The sequence below is a fragment of the Photobacterium sp. OFAV2-7 genome (assembly GCF_022347985.1).
Classification (GTDB): Bacteria; Pseudomonadota; Gammaproteobacteria; order Enterobacterales; family Vibrionaceae; genus Photobacterium.
In genome coordinates this window covers 1-5,470 of sequence record NZ_JAKRFQ010000298.1, presented here as the reverse complement: position 1 = coordinate 5,470, position 5,470 = coordinate 1, and the positions used below count along the sequence as shown (strand labels likewise).

At 50.0% G+C, this 5,470-nt stretch carries 4 protein-coding genes and 1 pseudogene; 2 read left to right on the top strand and 3 right to left on the bottom strand.

Annotated features, from left to right (window positions below; genetic code table 11):
- Nucleotides 1-92: 92 nt before the first annotated feature.
- A complete protein-coding gene (locus MHN01_RS15135; RefSeq protein ID WP_239412109.1) occupies nucleotides 93-1,361 on the bottom strand; it encodes an inorganic phosphate transporter in 1,269 nt (422 codons plus the stop codon).
- A gap of 32 nt (nucleotides 1,362-1,393) precedes the next feature.
- Nucleotides 1,394-2,074, bottom strand: a complete 681-nt coding sequence (locus MHN01_RS15130; RefSeq protein ID WP_239412108.1) for a TIGR00153 family protein — start codon at nucleotides 2,072-2,074, stop codon at nucleotides 1,394-1,396.
- A 184-nt stretch (nucleotides 2,075-2,258) separates the two neighbouring features.
- Here MHN01_RS15130 and MHN01_RS15125 point away from each other — a divergent pair, with 184 nt between their 5' ends.
- Nucleotides 2,259-3,773, top strand: a complete 1,515-nt coding sequence (locus MHN01_RS15125; protein ID WP_239412107.1) for an inorganic triphosphatase — start codon at nucleotides 2,259-2,261, stop codon at nucleotides 3,771-3,773.
- Between the two features lie 48 nt (nucleotides 3,774-3,821).
- On the opposite strand, the gene MHN01_RS15120 is transcribed toward MHN01_RS15125, so the two are convergent.
- The gene (locus tag MHN01_RS15120; protein WP_239412106.1) at nucleotides 3,822-4,607 is read right to left on the bottom strand and encodes a potassium channel family protein; all 786 of its coding nucleotides are present in this window, start codon (nucleotides 4,605-4,607) and stop codon (nucleotides 3,822-3,824) included.
- Nucleotides 4,608-4,810: 203 nt separating this feature from the next.
- On the opposite strand from MHN01_RS15120, the pseudogene MHN01_RS15115 reads away from it, so the two are divergent.
- Nucleotides 4,811-5,470, top strand: a pseudogene (locus tag MHN01_RS15115) (methyl-accepting chemotaxis protein); the annotation flags it as partial.

The window sequence follows — 5,470 nt, the reverse complement described above, 5'->3', positions numbered from 1 at the left end:
TATTCTTTAAGAGCACAAATACTAAAAACTTTGTCCTTCGGGTGCAAGAAAAGAGGGAGGCAAAGCCTCCCTCTTTTGAACCTGTACCACTTTTAGCCAAAGAATGCTTGCATCGCGTAGAAGAAGATGACAGCAAGCAATGCCCCGGCAGGAAGGGTTACAACCCATGAGGCCACAATGTTACGAACCACACCCAGGTTTAGGGCGGCAATACCACGTGCAAAGGCAACGCCGATCACACCACCAACCAAAGTTTGAGTTGTTGAAATAGGCAGGCCTGTACCCGATGCCAACACAACCGTTGATGCGGTTGCGAGCTGAGCGGCAAAGCCACGGCTAGGTGTCAGTTCCGTAATACCGGTACCAACTGTCGCCATTACTTTGTGGCCCATCGTTGCCAGACCAATGACGATACCGACACCGCCCAGAGGTAGGATCCACCATGCGATCGTACTTTTCGCAGCAAGTTCACCCATATGCTCAACCGTAGAAACCACAGCAGATAGTGGGCCAATTGCATTAGCAACGTCATTAGAGCCGTGGGCAAATGCCATAGCACAGGCGGTAACCACCATTAGCAGGCTAAATACGCGTTCAACACCGGCATAGCCATTGCTATCAACAGAGCTACCATCATCAGTGTATTTCTTGCCGATGTAGATGTAGCCGAAAATCATAACAATAGTAGAAACAGCTAGTGCGGCCATCCATGCTTCACCACCCGTAAGGTGCAAGCCGACGTGTTTCAGACCTTTCTTGATTGTTACCAACGCAATGACCATCGCTGTGATAAACATATAAACAGGTACGAAACGCTTGGCATTTACCAGCGGGTTATCAGTATCAAAGATTAAACGTTGGGCACTGATAAAGATCACATAGGCAAAGAAGCCAGAGATCAGAGGGGTGATAAGCCAGCTACCGACGATACCTTGCACCGAAGACCAGGAAACAGATTCGGTTCCTGCTGACACACAGGCAAAACCGATAATAGCACCGATAATTGAGTGTGTTGTAGATACAGGCCAGCCCATATAAGATGCGAGCAGAAGCCATGTACCTGCAGCAAGAAGTGCAGACATCATGCCGTAAACCAGTACCTCTGGTTGATCGGCAAAAAATGACATATCGACAACACCTTTACGGATGGTGTCTGTTACCTCACCACCTGCAAGGTATGCACCGGCAAACTCAAAAATCATCGCGATGATAATTGCTTGTTTTACCGTTAGCGCTTTTGACCCTACTGAAGTTCCCATGGCGTTGGCAACATCATTTGCACCAATACCAATCGCCATCAAAAGACCAAAGATAGCCGCCACCATGATAATCATGGTGCCGTAATTAGCCAGGATTTCCATTGTAAAACCTTGTTTTTGTTACATTCTCTCGCTTAAGAACGCGATAGCATGATTTCTAGTCGCGAGCCGACACGTTGTGCCTGGTCGGCGATGCCGCCAACCCACTCGAGAATTTTGTACAGGAACATCACATCCACCGGACTGTGTTGGTCTTCGATGGACATTAGTTGTTGACGTAATTGGATCTGCAAGGTGTCGGTATCATCTTCAATGACATCTAGCTGATTAATCATTTCAGCAACTAGCGTTACCTCTCTGCCCTTGAAACCTGTCTCCAGCAATTCATCCAGCTCGTTAATTACACGGCTGGCTTGGTTGGCTGCATCGAGGCAACGTTGAACATAGGCAACGAAATCCGGGTACATTTCGGCAGGAATTTGCAGCTGACGACCCAAGACACGACCAGCGATATCTTTGGACAGGTTGGCAAGCTTATCCTGTTGTGTAAGGAGGCCCAGCATGTCGGTACGATCGACAGGCATGAAAAGCCCACGAGGAAGTTTCAGGCGGATCTCACGCTTCAACACATCCGCATCTTTCTCAAGCTGCGAGATCTGTTCACGTAAGTTCGACGCTTTTTCCCAATCTCCGGCATGACATGCCTCGAAAAAAGGAACAAGCAATTCGCAACATTCATTTACACGAGTAACATGACGTTGCAGCGGTTTGATTGGGGATTTAGCAAAGAGCCCCATAATTGTATTTACTGGCATAGCCGATCAACCTAAAGAGCGCCTAAAGAGGCTAATTCTTGAGCGATGGTCACAGAGGCGCGCATGTTAACGTATAAGTTAGTATAGGGGAACCACTTTTGATCAAGGTTTTGTCGATATTTCATGCTTGCCCCGGAAGGCAATTGCAAATATCCTTGGTTTGCCACTGTTTATAGGTATAACTATGGAAACCGAGATAGAACTGAAGTTTTTCGTCTCACCAGAATTTTCGAGTCAATTATTACGCAAAATATCTGAAGCGAAAATACTGCAGCAAAGTAGTCGGATGTTAGGCAATGTCTACTTCGACACCCCAGACCAAATTCTTCGCCAGCACGATATCGGACTGCGGGTCCGTCGTTTTGATGATGTATTTGTTCAAACCTTGAAAACAGCAGGACGGGTGGTCGCGGGATTGCACCAGCGTCCGGAGTATAATGCTGAAATCAACGGTACCGATCCTGATCTCTCCCTGCATCCTGTCGATGCCTGGCCGGAGAGCATCAATGTTGCTGATGTCCAGCAGCAGCTAGCCCCGCTATTCTCTACCGACTTCGAGCGTCAGCAATGGCTGGTTGCAATGCCTGACGGCAGTCAGGTAGAACTGGCTTTTGACCAGGGGGAAGTGAGTGCCAAAGGGCAGACCACGCCGATTTGCGAAGTTGAACTGGAGCTAAAATCCGGTCAGACGGATGCATTGTTTACCCTGGCCCGTGAATTATGTGCCGAAGGCGGTATGCGCCTTGGCAACCTGAGCAAGGCCGCCCGAGGCTATCGCCTGGCGGCTGACTATCAGGGTGACCAGGTTAAAGCACTGTCGTTTGTTCCCGTGCAACAAGACCAAAGTGTTGAGTCGGTATTTGTCAATATCCTGGAGCATGCGCTCGGACACTGGCACTACCACGAACAAATCTTTGCTGAACGCCAGGAATTGCCTGCTCTTTATCAGATCCATCAGGCGTTGACCCTGATCCGTCAGGCACTGGTGATCTTCGGTGGAATGATCCCGCGCCGAGCAAGTGCCTTGGTACGCCAGGAACTGCAGTGGCTGGAAGGCGAACTTGACTGGTTGGGCGAGTTTGCCAGTATCGAACAGCTGCTGGCCGATAAAGGTCATGTGCTGAAGAAGCTCAATGCGCGCAAGGAACTGATGAAACAGCTCCAGGCAAGGCAGCAGGCGTTGCCTGAAGTCGAAGAAATGATGCAACTGCTTGAGTCATCGCGTTACTGTGGCCTGCTGCTTGATCTTAGTCGCTGGATATTAAGCCGCGGTTGGCAGCCATTCCTGGATGACAAGTCGCGTGATCGCCTGGCCGGTGATATCAAGCCGTTTGCCGATAATGTGCTGAACCGCTCGTGGGAAGAGCTGGCTGATGTGTTTCCGGCTGAACGCCAGCTGAACCGTATTGACTATCTCGATCAACAGCCGCGCCTGAACCGTAATCTGTTGAGTGGGCTGTGTTTCGCTGAGTTGTATGATGAAGAGAAGCGCGCCGGTTTCAGAATGCCGTGGCTCGATTTGCTACGCGGCATGGAAGATCTTCAGCAGTTAGAGCCGGTAAGGTTGTTGCTGGATCAGCAGGATGATGAAGATCGCAGTCAAATTGAAAAATGGCTTTCCCGTAAGGAAGAGTCACTGCTTCATGCCATGGATCAGACCCGTCAGATAGGGATCGAGCTGGCGCCATACTGGCCGTAAACCTGATTGGCTACTGATGTTCAAACGCCTCGCAATAGCGGGGCGTTGTTATATGGTACGTCTTTCGCGCTGATCGCTTTTGGTATCGAGCCGCTGTTCCAGGTCATTGATACGTTTTAACAGCAGTTGCTGGCTGGCCAGCATTTGCTGCCATTCCTCTTCGTGCCGGGCGGCATCTTTTTGTTGTTGTTTTTCAGGATCGGAAATCAGTGAACTGACCAGGCCTGCCACCATCCCGAACAAGCCCACCCCGCAGAGAATGATAACGGCTGCCAGAATTTTCCCGAGTGTGGTTACCGGGAAGTGATCGCCATAGCCTACTGTCGAGATAGTAACAAATACCCACCAGAGCGCATCACCGGCAGAGTGGATGTTGGACTCGGGAGCATTGCCTTCCAGCATCAGTATCAATGCTGATCCGACGGTGACCAGGACCGTCAGGAGCAGGAAAATGGTGGCGACCGTCGCCTCGCGGCGGTTGCTGCGAATATGGTGGAGAATATGATGGCTGGAGCGGAGCAGCCGGATGACACGGAAAATCTGGACGATGCGGGCAAAGCGAAGTGGTTCGATAACCGGGATGCTGGCAATGAAGTCGGGCCAATGATGTTTGAGATAGTGAATTTTGTGATTGCTGCGAGTGAGATCAGTTAATAACTGACACCAGAACAGCAGGCAGATGAACGAGTCAACGCCCACAAATAGCATGTAAACACTGTCGGTTTGCGGAATAAATATTAAGCTCGTCACAATGGCGAGCGACATGAACGAGAGGACCAGTGCCATCAGGCTCATCGGATTAAGTTCATGTTTGACCGCGTCGATCTTTTTCATCATTTAATTTTCGCAATTGCCTGCCGACCTATAGAATATCAGTTATTGTTTTGAGCATAAAAATAAATCATAGCCAACTGCGGGGTGGGCAGTTTGGCCGAGAATTATTGCTCGAAGTGATGGCAGGCATTGGAGCAATAGCCTCCCCACGGAAAGTCGTCATTATTTCCAAGGCTAGCATAATAATTAAATGGAGATTCCAAATGGCAAAGATGGTTTTTAAACCCTGGGAAAAGGGACTGACCAATATTCGGCTGGTGCCGAAGCTGGTGCTGTTAATGGTATTCAGTACCGTTTTGCTGATCGGAAAGCAGTTATGGGATGCAAATACTTTTTATCAGTCGGTAGTTAACATTCAGCAGGACCGCTCTCAGGAGCTGGCGGAAGCGAATGCGGCTATGCTGACAACGTTTTTGGCTCAGGGCGAGGCAGGAAAAGTCCTGGCCGAGCAGGCAATCGCTGCCCAGTCTAGCAGCTGGGATCAGGGAGCCTACCTCTACCTTGTCGAGCGCGACAACGGCAAGCTTCTGGGACATCCCCAGGCGCGATCAATCAATGAACTGACAGCCGTGATGGAAAATGGCAATAGCCTGTCTGGCTTTTTAAATCAGTTCTCAGGGGCGGGTAGCCTGGTGCTGAACAACCAGGAGCGCTTTGAGTATGCCGTCGAGCTGCCACAGTGGAACTGGTTGGTTGTCGCCTCACAGTCGGCGTCCGAGGCCGAAGCCTATTACAATGATTATCTGGTACAGGTTGCCTGGCAGACGGCACTGATGATTGTGTCTTTTGTGGTGATTCTGCTAGGCGGCTCAAGCACAATGCTACGCCAGACCCGTTACCTTGCAGACAACATTCAGCTGCTT